Origin of the sequence: Castellaniella sp., from assembly GCF_034007085.1 — a bacterium.
Classification (GTDB): Bacteria; Pseudomonadota; Gammaproteobacteria; order Burkholderiales; family Burkholderiaceae_B; genus Castellaniella.
Genome location: NZ_JAVERO010000008.1, coordinates 1 through 14,559, shown reverse-complemented (window position 1 = coordinate 14,559; position 14,559 = coordinate 1). Strand labels below are relative to the sequence as shown.

Annotated in this window: 13 protein-coding genes; 7 read left to right on the top strand and 6 right to left on the bottom strand. The window is 65.7% G+C overall.

Annotated elements, in window-relative coordinates; all coding sequences use genetic code 11:
• The first annotated feature begins 83 nt into the window (after positions 1-83).
• The 5 genes from yghU to RBR29_RS01720 all read left to right on the top strand — a co-directional run bounded on the left by yghU (position 84) and on the right by RBR29_RS01720 (position 4,243).
• A complete protein-coding gene (gene yghU, locus RBR29_RS01740) occupies positions 84-962 on the top strand; it encodes a glutathione-dependent disulfide-bond oxidoreductase (RefSeq protein ID WP_320346611.1) in 879 nt (292 codons plus the stop codon).
• A 52-nt stretch (positions 963-1,014) separates the two neighbouring features.
• Positions 1,015-1,914 (top strand): carbohydrate kinase family protein, encoded by a 900-nt coding sequence (locus RBR29_RS01735; protein WP_320346609.1) that lies wholly within the window; start codon positions 1,015-1,017, stop codon positions 1,912-1,914.
• A 125-nt stretch (positions 1,915-2,039) separates the two neighbouring features.
• Complete coding sequence (locus RBR29_RS01730) at positions 2,040-2,978, top strand: sulfurtransferase (protein ID WP_320346607.1); 939 nt, start codon at positions 2,040-2,042, stop codon at positions 2,976-2,978.
• A gap of 7 nt (positions 2,979-2,985) precedes the next feature.
• Positions 2,986-4,065, top strand: coding sequence for a YeeE/YedE thiosulfate transporter family protein (locus RBR29_RS01725; protein WP_320346605.1), 1,080 nt, complete (start codon positions 2,986-2,988; stop codon positions 4,063-4,065).
• A 13-nt stretch (positions 4,066-4,078) separates the two neighbouring features.
• Positions 4,079-4,243 carry a hypothetical protein gene (locus tag RBR29_RS01720; RefSeq protein WP_320346603.1) on the top strand — a complete coding sequence of 55 codons (165 nt, stop codon included), beginning with the start codon at positions 4,079-4,081 and terminating at the stop codon, positions 4,241-4,243.
• A gap of 71 nt (positions 4,244-4,314) precedes the next feature.
• On the opposite strand, the gene RBR29_RS01715 is transcribed toward RBR29_RS01720, so the two are convergent.
• The 5 genes from RBR29_RS01715 to RBR29_RS01695 all read right to left on the bottom strand — a co-directional run bounded on the left by RBR29_RS01715 (position 4,315) and on the right by RBR29_RS01695 (position 11,501).
• Positions 4,315-5,466, bottom strand: coding sequence for an FAD-dependent oxidoreductase (locus tag RBR29_RS01715; RefSeq protein ID WP_320346601.1), 1,152 nt, complete (start codon positions 5,464-5,466; stop codon positions 4,315-4,317).
• Between the two features lie 110 nt (positions 5,467-5,576).
• Entirely contained in the window at positions 5,577-7,019 is a 1,443-nt protein-coding gene (locus tag RBR29_RS01710; RefSeq protein WP_320346599.1) for a TolC family protein, read from the bottom strand.
• Positions 7,019-7,228 carry a DUF2892 domain-containing protein gene (locus tag RBR29_RS01705; protein ID WP_320346597.1) on the bottom strand — a complete coding sequence of 70 codons (210 nt, stop codon included), beginning with the start codon at positions 7,226-7,228 and terminating at the stop codon, positions 7,019-7,021. The genes RBR29_RS01710 and RBR29_RS01705 overlap by 1 nt, the downstream gene beginning before the upstream one ends.
• A complete protein-coding gene (locus RBR29_RS01700; protein WP_320346595.1) occupies positions 7,225-10,431 on the bottom strand; it encodes an efflux RND transporter permease subunit in 3,207 nt (1,068 codons plus the stop codon). Before RBR29_RS01700 ends, RBR29_RS01705 begins: the two co-directional genes overlap by 4 nt.
• Entirely contained in the window at positions 10,428-11,501 is a 1,074-nt protein-coding gene (locus RBR29_RS01695) for an efflux RND transporter periplasmic adaptor subunit (RefSeq protein ID WP_320346593.1), read from the bottom strand. The genes RBR29_RS01700 and RBR29_RS01695 overlap by 4 nt, the downstream gene beginning before the upstream one ends.
• A gap of 145 nt (positions 11,502-11,646) precedes the next feature.
• Here RBR29_RS01695 and RBR29_RS01690 point away from each other — a divergent pair, with 145 nt between their 5' ends.
• A complete protein-coding gene (locus tag RBR29_RS01690) occupies positions 11,647-12,018 on the top strand; it encodes a metalloregulator ArsR/SmtB family transcription factor (protein ID WP_320346591.1) in 372 nt (123 codons plus the stop codon).
• A gap of 11 nt (positions 12,019-12,029) precedes the next feature.
• Positions 12,030-12,227 (top strand): DUF2892 domain-containing protein, encoded by a 198-nt coding sequence (locus tag RBR29_RS01685; protein ID WP_320346589.1) that lies wholly within the window; start codon positions 12,030-12,032, stop codon positions 12,225-12,227.
• 133 nt (positions 12,228-12,360) lie between these two features.
• Here the strand turns inward: RBR29_RS01685 and RBR29_RS01680 are convergent.
• A partial coding sequence (locus tag RBR29_RS01680; RefSeq protein ID WP_320346587.1) for a valine--tRNA ligase occupies positions 12,361-14,559 on the bottom strand: 2,199 nt, incomplete at its 5' end.

Below are 14,559 nucleotides of genomic sequence, written 5' to 3'. Positions count from 1 at the left end.
AGTCCGGGGTGTTGCAGTTGGTTCACAGTGGCCGCCGATGCTGTTACTGTAGACGTTTTGCTTTTGCCTCAGGAGTATGCAGCATGAGTCAGACGACCGGATACCAGCCGCCCCGGGTCTGGGTCTGGGATCAGCCCAACGGCGGCCGGTTCGCCAGCATCAACCGCCCTGTATCGGGGACCACGCACGAGCGTGAACTGCCGATCGGTCGGCATCCGTTGCAGCTGTATTCCCAGGGTACGCCCAATGGGGCCAAGGTCACGATCCTGCTGGAAGAACTGCTGGCGCGGGGCTGTTCGGGGGCGGAATACGATGCCTGGCTGATTCGCATCGGCGAAGGCGACCAGTTCGGCAGCGGTTTTGTCGCCATCAATCCAAATTCCAAGATTCCGGCGCTGGTGGATCGCAGCGGTCCGGCACCCATCCGGGTCTTCGAGTCCGGGGCGATTCTGACCTACCTGGCGGAAAAATTCGGTGCCTTCCTGCCGACTGAACCCGCCGCCCGGGCTGAATGCCTGTCCTGGCTGTTCTGGCAGGTCGGCAGTGCACCCTATCTGGGCGGCGGATTCGGTCACTTCTACGCCTACGCCCCGGTGAAGATCGAATACGCCATCAATCGCTTCGCGATGGAGACCAAACGCCAGCTGGACGTCCTCGACAAGCGGCTGGCCGAACACGAATTCATTGCCGGCAGTGACTACACCATTGCCGACATGGCGATCTGGCCCTGGTACGGCGGCCTGGTCCTGGACCAGGTCTACGGCGCGGCGGAATTCCTGTCGGCGGGCGACTACCATCACCTGCTGCGTTGGGCACGGGCCATCGGCGAACGTCCGGCAGTGCGGCGCGGGCGGATGGTGAATCGCATGTCGGGCGATCCGGCCGGACAGCTGCGTGAACGCCACGATGCGTCGGATTTCGACACCCGGACCCAGGACCGGCTGCAGGGCAGCCCGTCCTGATCCGGCCAGGGGCCACCCGCATTTTCCAACCCCGTTTCCAGGTAGACGTTCCATGCAATTCACCACGATTGGCGCTGCCATCGTCGATATCGTCGTGTCCCGAGTCCAGCCCATGCATGCCGCCAAGCAGGATGTGGAACATATTGGCCTGTATGCAGGCGGTGGGGCGGTGAATGCCGCCCTGAACGTGGCCGCGCGCGGTGCCCGTGCGACCGTGCATGCCTGTGTGGGCCATGACCTGGAAGGCGACCTGTTGCGGGACATCCTCCGGCGTCACGGCATCCAGACCGCCATTCCCGATCATGCACTGCCTACGGGCAAGGCAGTGGTCATGGTCGACGATCGAGGTGCGGCGCGCGCCTATGCGCAGCGTGGCGCCAGCGCCTGGGTCGGGGAGCAGGGCTTTCCGGGTCTGGAGACGGCGGATGTCGTTTACGTGACGGGCCTGTCGCTGGAATCCCAGTCATGGCTGGAACAGGCCCTGGCGCGTATGGCGGTGTCGCGCCATCGGCTGGTCGTGACGCCAGGGGCACGGCAGTTGGCAGATCCTCAGGCGCTACGCGGTCTCTGGGAACGGGCCGACCTGCTGTGCGTCAATGCCCGCGAAGCTGCCCGCTTGTGTGGGGATGCATCCCTGGACACCGATGCGCCTGCACCGGATGTCGCTCAGGATCTGGCGCGGCGCTTGCTGCGTCGGCCTGGCCAGTCCGTTCTGGTGACGCTGGGGCAGGGAGGCGCCTTGTTCCACGACGGTCAACAGGGCCATTTCCATCCTGCGCGGCTTGTCGTGCCGCAGTCGACCATCGGCGCCGGCGATGCCTTCGCTTCCGCTTTCGTCCATGCCTGGGCAGGCGGGGCAGGGCCGATGGCGGCGCTGGCAGCGGCTACGGATAGCGCCGCCCGGGTGATCCAGGTGATTCCCGCAAACCTGGCCGGTCCGCTGCGGACCTGAGCGCCCCGGTGCGATGGCCGGGAGCCATTGAAACGCATATAACCTTCGGTTTTATGGGTATCGCTTGCCGTGCAATCGAATCTGGGAGAATGAGCGCTCGTTTCTGATCTCCCAAAGGCATTCTCATGAAATCCCTGTCCGCCCTCGTAGGGGCATTTCTTCTGGCTCTCGGTGCATCCCCGGCGGCCTGGGCGGCCCAGCCATTGCTGGCGCCGGCCGAACTGGACGCAGTCCGTCAGCAACCAGCGGTCCGCGTGATCGATATCCGGCCGCCTGATGCGTATGCGGCGGGCCATATTCCCGGCGCGGTGTCGGCGCCTTATGGCCAGTGGCGCGGGCCGGCCGACAATCCCGGCCAGTTGCCGCCGCTGGGCACTCTGACACAACGGGTGCGCGCCCTGGGACTGGATCAGGACACCCATGCGGTGGTGGTGTCCTCGGGGGCTGATAGTACCGACTTCGGTGCTTCGGCGCGGGTGTACTGGACGTTGAAATATCTGGGCCTGAAGGAATTGTCCGTTCTGAATGGCGGGTTCAAAGCCTGGGCCGATGCCGGTTTCACGCAGGACCAGATCGTGCCGCAGGTGGCTGCGTCGGCGTTCGAACCTACGCTGGATGAATCCATCATCGCCACCACCGAGCAAGTGGCCGCGCAGGTCGGCAACGATCAGGTTCAGCTGGTGGATGCCCGGCCGCTGGATTTCTACCTGGGCAAGGTCAAGGCGCCGACGGCCCAGATACCCGGTACGATTCCGGGCGCGGTCAATGTCGAAAACGGCCGCTGGTTCAAACCAGGGACCTCGATCTTCGTCTCGGCCGACGAGGCGCGCAAGATCGCGGCAGAACTCCTGCCCGACACCAAATCCGAGACGATTTCATTCTGCAATACGGGCCATTGGGCGGCGACCGACTGGTTTGCCCTGTCCGAAGTCGTCGGCCAGAAGCACGTGCGCCTGTATCCTGAATCGATGGCCGAATGGTCTCAGGACCCGAATCGGCCGATGGAGCATGTTCCGGGCCGGGGCCGCCAGATCCTGGACAAGCTGAAGGGCCTGTTTGGCTGAGGGACGCATGAAACGACTTCCTCTCGCATTCCTGATCCTTGCGTTCAGCGGTTTTCTGGCCTGGTCGGTGGCCTTGCGCCAGGCGCTGCTGTTTCTTGTCGGCATCGGCCTGGGGGCGGTGCTGGCCGGCGCGCGCTTTGGCTTCACGACTGGCTGGCGGCGGCTGATTGAACAGCGCGACCCGTCCGGCGTGCTGGCGCAACTGGTGCTGCTGGCGCTCGCGGCCGCCGTGTCCATGCCCCTGCTGGCGGCCTATCCGACCGACCTGGGCGCGGCTCTGGGTCCGCCCAGCGTCAGCCTGATCGTGGGGGCCTTTGTTTTCGGCGCCTGCATGCAGGTCGCCGATGGCTGCGGTTCGGGCACCCTGTACAAGGCGGGGCTGGGTATCCCACTGAACATGGCGATCCTGCCATTGTTTGCGATCGGCAGTTTCCTGGGTTCGGCCACGCTGGATCGTTGGCTGGCCCTGGGTGCTTTGCCGCCCTATGGGCTCGTGACGCATTTCGGCGCCCCCGTTGCGCTGCTGCTGACGCTGGCCGGCCTGTTTCTGGTCGGTTTCGGTGTGGTGCGCTGGGCCGGCCGTTCGGCGCCGCTGTGGAATCGCAAGCTGTTGTGGGGAGCAGTGCTGCTGGCGGCCCTGGCGGTGCTGAACCTGGTGATTGCCGGTCAGCCCTGGGGCATTGTCTACGGTTTTGGCCTGTGGGCAGCCAAGATCGCGACCGCTGCGCACCTGTTCGACCCGTCGGCCAATGCCTTCTGGAGCGAACCGGTCAATGCGGCGACCTTGGCGCAGTCGGTCTTCCTGGATGTGACCTCGATCACCAACATCGGTATTTTGGCGGGCGCCTTGTGGATCGCGGCGGGCCAGTCCTCTGCCGCCGCCAAGCCCATGAACGGGCAGCAGTGGCTGGTGGGCCTGGTGGCAGGCCTGCTGCTGGGCTACAGTTCGCGGTTGGCCTTTGGTTGCAACATCGGTGCCATGGTCAGCGGGATTTCCACCGGCAGCGTGCACGGCTGGATCTGGGTGCCCATGGCTTTTCTTGGGTCTCTGATTGGTGTGCGGGTGCGCCGCCGCTATGCGTTCTGAAGGAGTCGGCACCATGTCTTTTCGATTTCTGTCTGCCGTCTTCTGGATCGCCTTCGCAGGTTTTCTTGCCTGGGACTGGGCACACAGCGTGCCGGTCAATGTACGTGCGGAACCGCCGCTGATTGCGGTGGGTTCGGGTGTGGCCCCCAGCGGCGGGCACTGCGCCTCGACATTCTGAAGCGCTGCGCTCTGCAGCATGCGTCACGGCCTTTCAGGCCCAGAGGGGAATGGCCGTGACGCGCCCGGCGCCTATCGGGCTGCACCCTTGCGCAAATTGTCCAGATAATGGGATTCGAACCGTTTCTTGGCCCAGTGGAACAGGCGGGAACCGGGCAGCAGCCATGATTGGCGTGCGCTGCGGTAGACCAGCGTGCCGTTGTCCAGCGCATCGATCACGCACAGGAGTTCAGGCCGGGGCCGGGCGCGTGGCGCCGATCCGGCCAGTTCGGCCAGCAGATTGCGCGCGGCTGCGGTGGCCTGCAGTTCTGCCATGTGGGCCTGCTTGGGCAGCCAGTCGGGGCCGGGATAACTGCCGGCATCCCCGGCCACATAGACCCGTTCCGGACCCTGGATGCGGCAATGGGCGTCAGCCTGGAAAAAACCGCCAGGCGACAGCGGCAGGCCACTGGCCTCGGCCCAGTCGGGCCCGGTCATGCCCGGCATGAACAGAATCATATCGGCAGGAATCGGGCCGCCCGCCGTGTCCACGGCTTTGGGCGTGAAGCCCCGGGGCGGATGGCCCAGGGCGAGGCGGATGCTGCGAGCCCGCATTTCCGCAAGCAGTGCGGTGACGGCCCGTTCACCCAGCCGTTGGCCGGGACGTTCGCTGGCGTGAAAGAAACTCAGATCGAATCGTTCCCGGCAGCCCCGTCGCCGCAGCCAGGTGTCGATCCCGAACAGCAGTTCGAACAAGGGGCCGCCGCGCATGGCTGCCGGTTCGCGGGGATTGGTGCCGAAACCGAATGCCAGACGGCCCTGTTCCATGGCCACCAGCCGTTCGCGGACGGCCTGGACGGCCTCGGTGCCGGCGCATGGAATATGGGCGTGTTCGATGCCGGGCAGCGACCGGATGAAGCGCCCGCCGGTTGCGATGATCAGGCCATCGTTGAGGATGTCGCCTCGGTCGGTCTGCACGCAGCGCCCGCCATCGGCCAGGCCTGTAGCGCGTGCTGCCCGGAAATCCACCCGGTGCCGGCGCAGGAAATCGTCCAGGGGGATGCGCAGGGCATCCGGATCGCGTAGTCCCGTGGGGACCCAGATCAGGCTGGGCAGGTAGACGAATTCCGGCGCCGGGGCCACCAGGGTGATCCGGATGTTCGGCGCACGTCGGCGGATTTCACGGATCGCTTTCAGCGCGGCGAATCCTGCACCCAGGATGACGATGTGAGAATCAGCGGACATCTTCCAGGCTCCTTGAGGGTGTGGCGGATTAGACAGGCTTTAGCGCTGCAGGCGGCTGTGGTTCCAGGCGGACGATGCCGGTGGCCTTGGCGTGGCCTGCTGGTGGCGGTTCATTGGTGCTTTGTTGCAGGGCAGTGCGCGCCGCTCAGGGCGCAGTTGGCCGTGGCCATCGCCTGTTGATCCAGACTGCCGGCCAGTGCCTGCAGTTCCAGTCGGTCGATGACGAGATCGGCCATGGCCTGGTAGAGATCGAATTCGGATTGGGCCAGGGCCTGTTCGGCGTCCAGTTGATCCAGCAATGTGCGTTCGCCGGTCTCGACGCCCAGCCGGGTCGCATCGCGCCGCGACATGCCGGCTTGAAGCGCCTGACGCAGTGCCTGGATGCGGCCCGGTCCGGTCTCCAGGCTCAGCCATGCCGCCTGAGTTCTCAGGTTCAGGCCTTGCTGTGTCGATGCGATCTGGAAACGCGCGCCGTCGCGTTCCGCCAGGGCCTCGCGGTACCGGGCATCACGCATGCCGCCGGTGTACAGGGGGATTCGCAACTCCAGACCCACCGACCATTGTGTGGCCGCATATCCGGCGTCCCCGTATTGTCCGGTGCCGCTCTGGTACGTGCGGCCCGCCGCACCCACCAGGCTGAGCGTAGGCTGGGCGATGGCACGCAGGCCCTCTGCGCGTTCCGAGGCCATCGCGGCCGCTTCCAGCGCCTGGCGCAATTCTGGGCTGGCCTTGGCGACCCGGTCCAGCCAGGCTGCCAGCGGCTGGTCGGGCCGTGCCGTGATCGTGGGGGCGTCTTCCTGCAGCGGCACCAGGCCTTTTGCGGGCAGGCCCGAAGCCTGGGTGAAAGCGGAGCGAGCGAGTTCCAGGCGGGTCGTGGCCAGATCCACCAGGGTGTCGATCTGGCCCAGCCGGGCTTGGGCTTCGTGGGTGTCGAGGATGGATGCGTCGCCGGCCTGGTAGCGGGCCTGCGCCTGCGCCAGCAGTCTTTGGATGGCGCGTTGCTGGGATTGCAGTGTCTCGAGCCGCCGCATGCCCGTCAGGACATCGAAATAGCGTCGGGCAATGCGCAGCGCGGCCTGTTGTTCGGCGATGGTCCAGGCCGCTTCGGCCTGTCTGGCGGCATGGCGCAACTGCTGTGCCTGGGCGTCACGCCCCAGGTCGATCAAGGGTTGGCGCAGTTGGACGCCATATTCCGATCGGGAACCATTGCGGATCGATGTATCAAAGTTGGCGCCGTCCATGGCACCCAGTGCAGGCGCCGAGAAATGCGCACCCCGGGTCTGGCTTTCCTGGGTTGCGCGTCCCACGGAAGCCTGGGCGTCCAGGGTCGGGCGCCAGAGGCTGTCGGCCTGATCGGCACGCGCCTGGCCCGCGCGCAGGTTCTGGCGGGCGGTGGCGAGTTCCGGGTCGTGCGTCTGCGCGGCCTGCCAGGCCTGCAGCAGGTCGGTCGCCCAGGCGTGCGCAGTGCCGCTTAGCGCCAGCACGGTCGCCAGCGCCAGCACAGCGGCGCGTGTGCGCCACTGGCCCGTGGGCCGGTCGGCATGCGCTGTCATCAGTCGCCCCGGCGCGCGCCCAGGCGGTGCATGATGCGCTCCAGCAGGCACCATTTCGTCACGCCGCTTTGCAGGATGTTCAGGCCGACGAATGCCGTGAAGGCCAGCCACCACTGGCTGTGGAACCATGGGCTGGCAGGTGCTCCGAGCAGCAGCGACAGCAGGATGAAGCAGCCGGCGAAGACACGGACGAGTTGCCAGGAAGTCATGAGAGGTCTCCTTGAGGAACGAGGGTGTGGATGCGTTTGTGGAAGGCGCTGAAGAACAGGACCGGGATGACGAGCAGTGTCAGCGCCGTGGAGATGGCGATGCCCGAGATCAGGGCGATCGCCAGGCCATTGAAGATCGGGTCATCCAGGATGAAGAAAGCGCCGAGCATCGCGGCCAGGCCGGTCAGCAGGATCGGTTGGGCGCGAGTGGCGGCGGATTCCACGACGGCCTGGGCGAAATCGGAACCTTCGCGCAGGCGCATCAGGATGAAATCCACCAGCAGGATGGAATTGCGCACGATGATGCCGGCCAGGGCGATCATGCCGATCATGCTGGTGGCCGTGAACTGTTTGCCCAGCAGGGCGTGGCCCGGCATCACGCCGATCAGCGTCAGGGGGATGGGCGCCATGATGATGAGCGGCATCAGATAAGAGCCAAAGTGCGCGACCACCAGCAGGTAGATCAGCAGCAGGCCCACTGCATAGGCCAGCCCCATGTCGCGGAAGGTTTCATAGGTGATCTGCCATTCGCCGTCCCATTTGATGGCGTAGCCGCCATAGGCGTTTTCCGGCTGGCGGGTGAAGAATTCCGCCAGGGGGCGCCCGTCGGGCGTGTCCAGGCTCTGCAGGTCCGCTCGGGCGGCAAACATGCCATACAGTGGGCTGTCGATCTGGCCGGCCATGTCGGCAGTCACGTACTGGACCGGCAGCAGGTCTTTGTGATGGATCGGCTGTTCCCGGGTGGTGTGGATTTCCCGGACCAGTTCACCGATCGGCGTCATCGCGCCGTCTGCCGCACGAACGGGCAAGCGCAGGAGCGCGTCCGGGCTGCCCTGGTAGTCCGGTGGCAGGCCCAGCACGATGGCCGTGGGGCGGGAGTGCTCGTCATGCAGGATGCCGACATGCATGCCGCTCAGTCCGGTCTTCAGGGTCTGGATGATGGATTCCTGGGAAACGCCTGCCTGGGCCGCGCGTTCGCGGTCTACGGCCAGCACGATCCGTGGCGCGGTGGCCATGCGGCTGTCATCGATGTCCACCATGCCTTTGGTCTGTTCGAATACCTGGCGCACCGCACCGGCCAGAAACTGTCTGCCAGCGGGGTCCGGGCCGTAGATTTCCGCCACGATGGGCGCCTGGACCGGGGGGCCGGGCGGGACTTCGACGACCTGGATGTCGGCGCCGAGACGGGCGGCCGCTTCCTGCAGGAGCGGCCGGATGCGCATGGCAATGTCGTGGCTTTGCGCGTCGCGTTTGGATTTGTCCACCAGATTGACCTGGATATCGCCAAGCGCCGGGTCGCGCCGCAGGTCGTATTGGCGGACCAGGCCATTGAAATTGATGGGCGAGGCCGTGCCGGCGTAGGTCTGGATGTCGGTGACTTCGGGTTCGGCCAGGATCCGATCGCCGAGCGCCTGCAGGACTGCGTTGGTTCGCTCCAGTGGGGTGCCAGCGGGCATCCTGACCATGACCTGGAGTTCGGATTTGTTGTCGAACGGCAGCATTTTCAGTTCCACCCAGCCGAGGACAGGCATCAGCATCGACCCGAGGACCAGGCCCAGGATGGCCAGGCCCAGCCAGGCGCGGTTGCGCCTGGCGCGTTGCGTCGCCAGGAAAGGCGTCATCAGGCGCTGGAAGAATTGTGGCGCACGTCCGGGACCCGCATGTGGGCGAGCCGGCGCGCTCATGCGTTTGGCCAGCCAGGGGGTCAGCGTCAGGGCGATGCCCAGCGAGATCAGCATGCCCATACTGGCGTTGATCGGGATCGGGCTCATGTAGGGGCCCATCAGGCCCGTGACGAAGGCCATGGGCAGCAAGGCGGCAATGACGGTGAATGTGGCCAGAATGGTCGGGCCGCCGACCTCGTCCACGGCCCGGGGGATGCGGTATGCCGCAGGACGTTCGGGATGCAGGCCGGCATGCCGGTGGATGTTCTCGACGACGACGATGGCGTCATCCACCAGAATGCCGATGGAGAAGATCAGCGCGAACAGCGAGACCCGGTTCAGGGTGAATCCCCAGGCCCAGGAAGCGAACAGGGTCGTGGCCAGGGTCAGGCCGACGGCCAGGCCGACGATGACGGCCTCGCGCCAGCCCAGGGCCAGCAGAACCAGCAGGACGACCGACAGCGTGGCGAAGATCAGCTTGTGGATCAGGGTCTTGGCCTTGGCGTCGGCGGTCGCGCCATAGTTGCGGGTTTCCGTGACCTGGATGTCGGGCGGGATGACGGTGTTGCGCAGTTCGTCCACGCGCCGCATCAGGGCGTTGGACACATCGATGGCGTTTTCGCCGGGTTTTTTCGTGATGGCGAGCGTCACGGCGGTCTCGGCGTCTGCAGCGCGCCCGGCCGTGCGATGGCCGACGTAGCTGTCGGGAGGCGGCGGGCCTTCTTCGATACGGGCGATTTCCTGCAGGCGTACGGGACGCCCATTGTGGCGGGCCACGATCAGTTCGGCGACATCCTCGCGTGAGCGCAGGAACTGGCCTGCGTCCACTGTCAGGCTCTGGTTGGCGCTGATCCAGTCGCCGGCGTGCAGGCGATGGTTGACGTCACCCAGGACCCGGGCGACGTCCTGGGCGGTCACGCCGGCAGCGGTCATGCGTCCGGCATCCAGGTTGACGCGGATGGTGTGGTCGGCGCCGCCGATCAGCCAGACATCCCGTGTTCCGGGGACCCGTTTCAACTCGGTTTCGATGCTGCGGGCGATCCATTCCAGATCGCGGGGGGATTTGTCTGCGGCGTGCAGCGTCAACGCGACGATGGGGACATCGTCGACCCCGCGGGGCTGGATCACAGGGGGCTGGATGCCAAGCCCGGGCAGCAGCCACGAGGAGTCCTGAGTTCGCAATGTGTCGTGCAGGCGTACCAGCGCTTCGGTGCGCGGGACGCCGACCTTGAACTGGACGGTGAGCACCGCCTGTCCCGGTACGGACATGGATGTGACATGTTCCGTGCCTTCCATGCGGGCCAGGATGCGTTCCCCCGGAGTGGCGATGACCTGCTCGATGTCGGTAGCCGAGGCACCGGGCCAGGCCACCATGATCGTGGCCATGGTGACGTCGATCTGGGGTTCTTCTTCGCGGGGCGTGATGATGAGCGCGAACAGGCCGGCCAGCAGCAGGGCCAGCGCAAGCAAGGGCGTCAGGCGATTGTCCTGGAACAGGGCCGTGATCCGCCCGGCGATGCCCAGCGTCGTGGATTTCATGGCGTCTGGCCTTCCAGGGACAGCTTGCCTGGCTGTGACACGATGGTCTCGCCGGCATCCAGGCCGCTCAGGATTTCGGTCCGATCTCCTTGTTGGGGACCCGGCCGGACCTGACGCAGGCGCGGTGCGCCCTTGGCATCGAGCACGTACACGCCGCGCAGATCGCCGCGCTGGATGATGGCGCTGGTCGGCACCCACAGGTGCGTGCGCGTGGTGCCTTCCAGGTCGATTCCGATGCGCACGGGCGTGCCGGGTGCGGGGCCGGCCACGCCGGTCGGCAGGGCCAGCCGGATGATGCCGGTCAGGCTGGTGCCGTCCCGGGCAGGCAGTACCTGGATGGGCAGGGTGGGCGGCAGATCCGCATAGCCTGGAGGCCATTCAATGGACGCGTGCGAAGGCAGCTGGCTGATGTAGCGCTGCGGAACAGCGGCCTGGATTCGCAGTGCGCCGGGATCGAACAGTGTGGCCAGCGGCTGGCCTGGCATGACCATGTCGCCAGGATGAGCGTCGAGCCGACCGATCAGGCCGTCATGCGGCGCCTTGAGCGTGAAATAGCCCTGGTGGGCCAGGGCGGCGGCGGCCTGGGCGTGCCGGGCGGCCGCTTGCGCCTGAGCCGCTTTCGCCCGGGCCTGGGCCTGCTGGTAGGCCGCCTGGCTGATGTAGTGCTGCGCGTACAGGGCTTCACGGCGGCGCAGTTCGGCCTGCGCCAGGGCAAGTTCTGCATCCGCCTCGCGGATCAGGGCCTGGGCCGCGCGTTGTGTCTGCCCGGCTTCCTGGCTGTCCAGGCGCAGCAGCACCTGATCGGCGTGGACGGCATCGCCTGCCTGGATTTCCACGGTTGTGATCATCCCGGCAACCTGGGCCGCCAGCGTGGCTTCGCGGATGGCCTGGATCGTGCCGTCGAGACTCAGGCGGTCGGCGGCGGGCGTGGCGCTGACCTGAACGGACGGCGCCGGGGAGATGGCCGGGACGGTCAGCGGGATTCCGGCCCACAGCAGGCTGACTCCGACCCGGAGGGCAAGTCGGGAGAGAACGGGCCGGGCGGGCGAGGGCGTGCGGTGAATGAGCATGGCTCTCATGTTGACGGTGGCTGTGCTGGCAGATTGGTGCTATTATTTAACTAATCACGCAAATAGTCAATTAGTTGATTAATTGATCTGCCAAGACCAGCGAGCTACACTCATGGTTCATCCGTCATTCTGTGAGTTGTCAGGAATGGGACATTTGCCTCCCGAAGTGCTCGAGCCGGTTGCGGCCTATTTCCGGGCGCTATCCGAACCGACCCGGCTGCACATCCTGAGCCTGTTGCGCCAGGGCGAATACAACGTAAGCGATCTGGCGCAACAATGCGATTACACGGCGGCCAATATTTCTCGCCACCTGTCCGTGCTGAAAAAACACGGTCTGGTCGTGCGCGAGGCCCGTGGCAACAGCGTCTACTACCGGATTGCCGATTCTTCGGTCAATGCCTTGTGCGATCTCGTCTGTGGCAGCATTCTGCGGCAGATCGAGCAATCGGCTGCCCAGCGCGCAGCCTTTGCATCGCTGCGCGAGGGCCCATCCGATTCTTCCACCGACTTTTCCTGACAGGAGTCCCTATGAAACTCAATATTGGCACGATCGACCGCATCCTGCGCTTGATACTCGGCCTCGTCCTCATCGTGCTGGCCGCCAACGGCACCATCGGCTGGTGGGGCTGGATCGGCCTGGTGGCGGTGGCCACGGCCTTGTTCCGCTTCTGCCCCTTGTATGCCGTGCTGGGCATCAATACCTGCCCGCTGAAATCCCGGGATTGATCGCTGCGGCTCGCCGGTCTCCCGCCCCAGGGGGGGCAGAGCCGGGGAGCGATTGCTCTGGCCTCCCGGCTGCCAACGCAAATATATTGGTGGCCGTCGGGACCACCCGGTCCCGAAGCGAAGGCTGGCGGGTTCAGTCCCCCAGCCGCGCCCGTTGCGCCTGGACCCGTTCCAGGGTTTCGCCGAACTGAGCCAGGCGGGCTTTTTCCTGTTCGACTACTGCCGCCGGGGCGCGCTCGACGAAGCTGGCGTTCGACAGCTTGCCGGAAGCCTTGGCGATTTCCTTGTTCAGGCGATCGATTTCCTTGTCCAGGCGGGCACGTTCCGTGTCCAGATCGATTTCCACGTGCAGCATCAGCTGCGTGGTGCCAACCACCTGGACGGGGGCGCCCATGTCTGGTAGCTGATCCACCGCCTGGACGTTTTCCAGGCGGGCCAGCGCCACCAGATAGGGCGTCAGTTCGTCCAGTCCGGCCTCGGCGCCCTGGATCAGCAGGGGTACGCGCTGGCCTGGCGCCAGGCTCATTTCTCCGCGCAGGGCGCGGATTGCATCGGTCAGTGATTTCAGGGTGGCCATGCGCCCGGCGGCATTCGCGTCGCGCAGGTCGTCGCGGGCGGTCGGCCAGGGCTGGACGCTGATGCTGGCGGGGGTGTCCCCGGTGCGCACGCCGGCCGCCACCGAGACTTTCTGCCACAGTTCTTCGGTGATGAAAGGCATGATGGGGTGGACCAGACGCAGCAGGGTTTCCAGTACGTGGATCAGGGTGCGGCGTGTGGCGGCCTGTTGCACGGCGTTGCCTGCCTGCAGGCGGACTTTGGCCAGCTCAACGTACCAGTCGCAGTATTCGTCCCAGATGAAGTGATACAGGCGGTCGGCGATCTGGTCGAAGCGATACTGGCCAAAGCCGGCGTCCACCTCGTCGATCAGCCGCTGCAGGCCGTCGATGATCCAGCGGTCGGCAAAGGACAGATCGTCCGGGGCTGGCTGGCCCAGATCATGGCCTTCTACGTTCATCAGCACGAAACGCGTGGCGTTCCAGAGCTTGTTGCAGAAATTGCGATAGCCTTCGCAGCGTTTCAGGTCGAAATTGATGTTGCGCCCCAGCGTGGCGTAGGCCGCCATGGTAAAGCGCAGCGCGTCGGCGCCATAGGCCGGAATACCGTCGGGGTAGTCCTTGCGGGTGCGCTTGCGGATGGCGTCGGCCTGCTTCGGGTTCATCAGGCCGGCCGTGCGCTTGGCGATCATCGGGTCCAGGGCAATGCCGTCGATCAGATCCACTGGATCGATGGTATTGCCCTTGGACTTGGACATTTTCTTGCCTTCCATGTCGCAGACCAGGCCGTGGACATAGACCGTGCGGAAGGGCACTTCGCCGGTATGGTGCATGCTCATCATGATCATGCGTGCCACCCAGAAGAAAATGATATCGAAGCCCGTGACCAGCACACTGGACGGCAGGTAGCGCGCCAGGTCGGGTGTTTCGTCGGGCCAGCCCAGGTCGGTGAACGGCACCAGGGCCGATGAGAACCAGGTGTCGAGCACGTCCGGATCGCGCGTCAGCGGCCCGTCGATGCCTGCGGCGCGCGCCTGGCGTTCGGCGTCCTCGGCCGAGCGGGCGACGAAAATACGGCCGTCGGGCGCATGCCAGGCGGGGATCTGGTGGCCCCACCAGAGTTGGCGTGAAATGCACCAGTCCTGGATGTTTTCCAGCCACTGGTTGTAGGTGGTCGTCCAGTTTTCGGGGACGAACTTGACGCGGCCGTCGGCCACCACGTCCAGGGCCACCTGTGTGATGCTCTTGCCGGGGTGCAGGCTGCCTTCGGGGGCGGGCTTGCTCATGGCCACGAACCACTGGTCGGTGAGCATGGGCTCGATCACGCTGTTGGTGCGGTCGCCGCGCGGCACCATGAGCTTGTGGGGACGCACCTGTTGCAGCAGGCCCTGGGCCTGCAGGTCGGCGACCACGCGTTCACGGGCTGCGAATCGATCCAGGCCGCGATAGGCCTCGGGGGCGGTGTCGCTGATCTTGGCGTCCAGCGTCAACACGCTGATCATGTCCAGGTCGTGGCGCTGGCCAACGGCGTAGTCGTTGAAATCGTGCGCCGGCGTGACCTTGACCACGCCTGTGCCGAATTCGCGGTCCACGTAGTCATCGGCGATGACGGGAATCCTGCGGCCGACCAGGGGCAGGATGACGTGACGGCCGATCAGGTGGGCGTAGCGCTCGTCTTCGGGGTGCACCATCACGGCCACGTCGCCCAGCATGGTTTCCGGGCGGGTGGTGGCCACCACCAGATGGCTCAGGCCGTCCACGGGTTCGGCCAGCGGATA

Coding starts and splice junctions, on each gene's coding strand:
- RBR29_RS01730 (WP_320346607.1), top strand. CDS start 2,040: ATGAAATCCCTGTCCGCCCTCGTAGGGGCATTTCTTCTGGCTCTCGGT.
- RBR29_RS01695 (WP_320346593.1), bottom strand. CDS start 11,501: ATGCTCATTCACCGCACGCCCTCGCCCGCCCGGCCCGTTCTCTCCCGA.
- RBR29_RS01690 (WP_320346591.1), top strand. CDS start 11,647: ATGGGACATTTGCCTCCCGAAGTGCTCGAGCCGGTTGCGGCCTATTTC.
- RBR29_RS01720 (WP_320346603.1), top strand. CDS start 4,079: ATGTCTTTTCGATTTCTGTCTGCCGTCTTCTGGATCGCCTTCGCAGGT.
- yghU (WP_320346611.1), top strand. CDS start 84: ATGAGTCAGACGACCGGATACCAGCCGCCCCGGGTCTGGGTCTGGGAT.
- RBR29_RS01700 (WP_320346595.1), bottom strand. CDS start 10,431: ATGAAATCCACGACGCTGGGCATCGCCGGGCGGATCACGGCCCTGTTC.
- RBR29_RS01735 (WP_320346609.1), top strand. CDS start 1,015: ATGCAATTCACCACGATTGGCGCTGCCATCGTCGATATCGTCGTGTCC.
- RBR29_RS01705 (WP_320346597.1), bottom strand. CDS start 7,228: ATGACTTCCTGGCAACTCGTCCGTGTCTTCGCCGGCTGCTTCATCCTG.
- RBR29_RS01710 (WP_320346599.1), bottom strand. CDS start 7,019: ATGACAGCGCATGCCGACCGGCCCACGGGCCAGTGGCGCACACGCGCC.
- RBR29_RS01685 (WP_320346589.1), top strand. CDS start 12,030: ATGAAACTCAATATTGGCACGATCGACCGCATCCTGCGCTTGATACTC.
- RBR29_RS01715 (WP_320346601.1), bottom strand. CDS start 5,466: ATGTCCGCTGATTCTCACATCGTCATCCTGGGTGCAGGATTCGCCGCG.
- RBR29_RS01725 (WP_320346605.1), top strand. CDS start 2,986: ATGAAACGACTTCCTCTCGCATTCCTGATCCTTGCGTTCAGCGGTTTT.